The organism is Streptomyces sp. NPDC026062, from assembly GCF_055568375.1.
Map to the genome: position 1 here is coordinate 1 of NZ_JBVHOQ010000106.1, position 4633 is coordinate 4633.

At 66.3% G+C, this 4633-nt stretch carries 6 protein-coding genes; all 6 read right to left on the reverse strand.

Features of this window, described 5'->3' with window-relative positions:
• Nucleotides 1-129 precede the first annotated feature (129 nt).
• Nucleotides 130-816, reverse strand: coding sequence for an IS3 family transposase (locus ACZ4LX_RS37845; RefSeq protein ID WP_467651910.1), 687 nt, complete (start codon nucleotides 814-816; stop codon nucleotides 130-132).
• 55 nt (nucleotides 817-871) lie between these two features.
• The gene (locus ACZ4LX_RS37850) at nucleotides 872-1165 is read right to left on the reverse strand and encodes a transposase (RefSeq protein WP_467651912.1); all 294 of its coding nucleotides are present in this window, start codon (nucleotides 1163-1165) and stop codon (nucleotides 872-874) included.
• 90 nt (nucleotides 1166-1255) lie between these two features.
• A complete protein-coding gene (locus tag ACZ4LX_RS37855) occupies nucleotides 1256-1915 on the reverse strand; it encodes an MSMEG_1061 family FMN-dependent PPOX-type flavoprotein (protein ID WP_467651914.1) in 660 nt (219 codons plus the stop codon).
• A 121-nt stretch (nucleotides 1916-2036) separates the two neighbouring features.
• Nucleotides 2037-2702: a nitroreductase gene (locus ACZ4LX_RS37860; RefSeq protein ID WP_467651916.1), complete on the reverse strand. Its 666-nt coding sequence runs from the start codon at nucleotides 2700-2702 to the stop codon at nucleotides 2037-2039.
• Between the two features lie 404 nt (nucleotides 2703-3106).
• The gene (locus ACZ4LX_RS37865; RefSeq protein WP_467651918.1) at nucleotides 3107-3619 is read right to left on the reverse strand and encodes a hypothetical protein; all 513 of its coding nucleotides are present in this window, start codon (nucleotides 3617-3619) and stop codon (nucleotides 3107-3109) included.
• Entirely contained in the window at nucleotides 3619-4119 is a 501-nt protein-coding gene (locus tag ACZ4LX_RS37870) for a hypothetical protein (RefSeq protein ID WP_467651919.1), read from the reverse strand. Before ACZ4LX_RS37870 ends, ACZ4LX_RS37865 begins: the two co-directional genes overlap by 1 nt.
• Nucleotides 4120-4633: the final 514 nt, after the last annotated feature.

Genomic DNA, 4633 nt, shown 5'->3' on the forward strand with positions numbered 1-4633 from the left:
GACGCTTTGACGAGTTGGCTCCAGGCTCCTATGAGGTCACGTCCGTCCGGCGGCAGCGCTTGTTGCGTGCCCGGCCGGACGGTCGACAGATCAACCCCAGGACACTCGTGGGGTCGGTCGTAGCAAGAGTCAGACCGTCACGGCCGGGACTGCCCGATCCTTGCGGGATCCGGTACGAACAGACTGACAGTCGTAACTGTCGCCGACCGAGCCCATCGAGAGGCGAATTCCGTGCTTTCGGCATGCCAGGGCGAATGCGTCCGATGTGTATTGAGTGCCGCGGTCCGAGTGGACTACCACACCGTCGACAGATCTGCCACGGGTGGCGACAGCGGCCTCAAGCGCGTTGATGACGAGATCGGCCCGCATGTGGTCGGCCATGGACCAGCCGACCACCCGCCGCGAGTGCATGTCGATGACCGTCGCCAGGTACATCCAGTCGTTTCCGACCGGCAAGTAGGTGATGTCGCCGCACCAGCGGACATCCGTCCTGGGCGCGGTGAAGTCGCGCCGCACGAGGTCCGGAGCCTTGGGCGCTCGCGCGTCCTGCACGGTAGTCCGCTTCCCTTTACGCAGGTGACGGCCGGTGATGCCGGCGGCCCGCATCAGTCTCGCGACCCGTTTGTGATTCACCACCGGACCCGATTCCCGCAGCTCACGCGTGATCCTCGGGACACCGTAGGCGCCCTTGGTCCCGGTGTGAATGCCGCGGATCTGTTCGGTCAACGCCGCCTCGGCGCCGCCCTGGCCGCCCGGGCGGGCCCGGCGGCCCGCCAGCGGTAGAAACCGGACCGGGAGACGCCGAAGATTCTGCATAGCCGCTGTATGCCGTACCCCATGTGGTGGTCGGAGATGAATCGCCAGCGGCCGGTCATCGACCCATCTCCTTCGCAAAATACTGCGCCGCCTTCTTGAGGATCTCCTTCTCCAGCTCCAGTTCACGCACCTGCTTGCGCAGCCGCTTCAGTTCCTCACGCTCCACCGGGGTCATCGGCTCACCACCCCCGCTGGCCTGGACCGCCTCGGCCGCACGCACCCACTGCCGCAGGGACTCGGCGTTGACGCCGAGGTCCTTGGCCACCGAGTTGACGGACCGGCCGGTGGAGGCCACCAGCTTGACCGCGTCCTGCTTGAACTCTTCCGAATACCGGGCTGTACCCACCACGACACCTCCATGCCAGATCCCACGATCTGACCCTCAAGAGATGTCCACAAAAGCGGGCAAACCCCAGCTCGGGGGCTGTACCGGTGCCCGCTACTCGTACCGGTACTTCAACGAGTCCGCCTCGGACTGCTCGATGTCGGCGATCGTCAGCTCCGGTATCCGCAACTGGGCCAGCGTCACCTCGGCCGACGTCGGCTGGGCGTCCGCCGGGAGCCACTGTTCCGGTTTCCAGGCTCCGCTGCGCATAAGCGACTTGGGGCAGTGCGGGTAGACCTCCTCGATCCCCAGCACCAGCGCACTGGCGGGCGGCTTGCCCACGGCGGTCAGCTGCGACAGCAGTTCCGGGCGAGTGGAGACGCAGGCGCGGCCGTTCACTCTGAGTGTGGTGGGGCGCCCCGGGATGAAGAACAGCAGCCCGGCCCGTCCGGTGGCGATGATGTTCCGCAGGCTGTCCAGGCGCTTGTTGCCGGTCGCGTCCGGTATCGCCAGCGTCTGAGCGTCCAGAACGGAGACGAAGCCGGCAGGGCCGCCGCGCGGGGAGACGTCGCAGTTGCCCTCGGCGTCCGCGCTGGCGACCAGGACCAGCGAGGAGCATTCGATCAGCCGGCGGGTCTGGGCGGTGAGTTCGGTCATCTGCTTGCGCACAGCCGAGTCGCTGGGCAGTTGGTAGGTCTGACGCAGGGTCTCCTGATCGGGCACGGCGTCAAGGAGAAGTGAGTCGAAGGCACTGAGGGAAGGGGAGGCTGTCATTGCTCCGGACCTTGGTGGAGACGACGTGCCGACCTGCCGACCGGCGGTTGCCCGGGCGGCCGGCACGAGGACGTGGAGAGGTTCTTTCCGAATGATCGTGTGGATCTTTACCGCCTGACGGTCACATTCCGATGAAGCTCACTGTCTCCGCCATGTCCGCCCGCCCGGTGCGCAGCCGTGGCGCGCCTTCCTCCTCGAATCCCACGGAGACACCGCAGAGCAGCACGAGCCCGTCGTCGGCTCCCACCATCCGGCTGACGGTCCTGCGATACATCGTCCACATCACCTGGGGGCAGCTGTGCAGCCCTTCCGCCCTCAGCAGCAGCATGACCGTCTGCAGATACATCCCCGCGTCCGCCCACTGCCCGGGTCCCATCGTCCGGTCGAGGTAGCAGAACAGCACGACCGGCGCCCCGAACGCCCCCGAGTTCAGGGCGGCGATCTTCATGGGCCTTTCGGGGTCGTCCCGTTCGATGCCCAACGCTTCGTAGCGCTGGGCCGCCGCGGCGGCGAAACGGTCCGTGTACGGAGAGGCCAGTCCGGCCGGGTACATCGGGTATTCCCGCTCGTCGCCCGGGTCGCCCGCCAGCGCCCTGGCCGTCGCACGCCGCTTCAGTTCGGCCAGCGGCTCGCCGCCCACGGCGTAGACGCGCCACGGCTGGAGGTTCCCGCTCGACGGAGCGCGCGTCGCCGCGGTCAGTACGCGTTCGAGAGCCTCTTGGGGTACCGGCTCATCGCTGAACGCCCGCACCGCCCGGCGACCGTTCACGGCCTCGTACACATCCACGTGGTTCTCGTCCTCCCACTCAGCTCACCCGACGTAGGCCGGCTCACCCGACATGGCCCGGCTGCGGACCGGTACGGGCCTTCGCCGGTCCCGGATCGCCGGCCGCGGCTCCTGCCCGCTCCGCCATCAAGTGTCGCCCCTCCTCCGGATTCCCCTCCGGCGGGCGGTCGTTGACATGCGCGAGCGCCCCGGAGAACTGCGCCGCAGCGCCCAAGGGAGTGTGCGGGGATTCGGTCGGGCGTCTGCCGGACGGCTTGCGGAAGCACCGGAGGCCGGCACCCCACCGGCAGTGGCCGTCAATACGTCACGGTGATTATTCACGCCGTCCCGGCAGTTCACCGACGGGGTTTATGAGCGATCGCAACCGGAAGGCAAATACCGCAGGCCGTCGGCCGCCCCGCGTCTCAGTAGTTGATGACCGAATCGATGTAGACCTTGGGTTCGTCCGGAAACTCGCCCTCGTAGCTTTCGCCCACGACGGCGGCCTTCCTGCCGGTCCGGCCCGCCGCCAGATTCGGGAAGTCGAATTCGGTGGCGCGCACCCAGTCCTCACCGATTCCCACGCTGACAGTGACTCTGAAGTTGAGGGTCCTGTCATAGGTGTTGGTGGTATCGCAGGCGACATCGAAACCGCGCGCACCACGCGTGACCCGGACCTCCACATCGTCAAGCGTAATGACTTTGGTCTTCCCCTCATGGGTGATGACCGGTGCGGTCGGTTCCGGACTCGCCTCGGTTGCCTCCGGAGCGCTCGGCGTACCGCTCGACGCGTCACCAGGAGGCGCGGAGGGGGCGGCAGGAGATGACGAAGGGGCTGCGGAAGGGCTTGTACCGTCCGAGCATCCGGTGACCAGGGCGGTAATGAGCAGTGCTGCGCCCCACGTCGCGGGGCGCAGCACAGTGCGGCCGAATCGCATCAGTTGCAGGCACCCACAGTGAGGTAGTTGTCGACGACGACCTTGGTGCCGACCTTCATGTACGAGTACGCCTGACCGCAGTAGCCACGGTTCTGGTACAGGGGCCCCGCATAACTGCTGAACGTCCCGGAGTCCTCGACATCGGCAGTCGCGGTGTAGTTGTCCGCCAGCTTCAGGCGCATGGGGTGCGCGACTCCGGTGTCATTGAAGAACACGGCGCAGATCGGCTTGTCGTAGTAACTGCTCCCGGTCGTCTTGCCATTGGTCCAGGTGTACGTGGTGCCGTAAGTGCCGTACCTGGCGGCATTGACCGAGACGGTGTACCCGGATCCGCATACGTTGGCGGCGGCCGCGGCAACCTCCGCGTCGGCCGCGACGATCCGCTTGGTTGCGTCACTTGCCTGCTTGTCGACCTGGATGCCCTTGACGTCCACGGTCGCAATCGAGGCATTCGTCGTCGACCGGGCTCCGTCGGCCGCGGACGCGGTAGGTGCCGCCACGGTCACAGCGAGCAGAACGGCACAGATTCCAGCAACCCCGACAGAAGTCTTCACTCTTCCCCCATAAAGTGACAGTCAGGTAATCCCGACGTACAGAGAGTACCGCACTGATTGCACACGGCTTAAGAAAATCCTGATCTCCCCAACCATGAAAGGGCTGACGCATGGCACGCGAGGGGAACATCAAGCCGAATCGGCCGCAGCGGTGCAGCGGGGCCCGAAGAGGAGAAATCGGCCATCGCATTCACGACATTCACACACACGCCACGGCTCAGCGATCCGCATATATGCAGTGATGACGGAAGGCCCACCGGCGGCGTGATTCATCAATCAGATCAAGCCACTCATCGTCTTTCAGTCATCTTGGGGGCCTGGGACGCGGACAGTGCCCCGCCGGTCGGCACCCGCTCTCAACTCCGGGCGGGGGCCTGTGCGGTGGAGCCACGCGGGGTGAGTGACGGGGTGGGTACCTGTACGGAACCGGTGTGTTCGCCCTCGATGACCGCGAACAGGG

Coding starts and splice junctions, on each gene's coding strand:
- ACZ4LX_RS37855 (WP_467651914.1), bottom strand. CDS start 1,915: ATGACAGCCTCCCCTTCCCTCAGTGCCTTCGACTCACTTCTCCTTGAC.
- ACZ4LX_RS37865 (WP_467651918.1), bottom strand. CDS start 3,619: ATGCGATTCGGCCGCACTGTGCTGCGCCCCGCGACGTGGGGCGCAGCA.
- ACZ4LX_RS37845 (WP_467651910.1), bottom strand. CDS start 816: ATGCAGAATCTTCGGCGTCTCCCGGTCCGGTTTCTACCGCTGGCGGGC.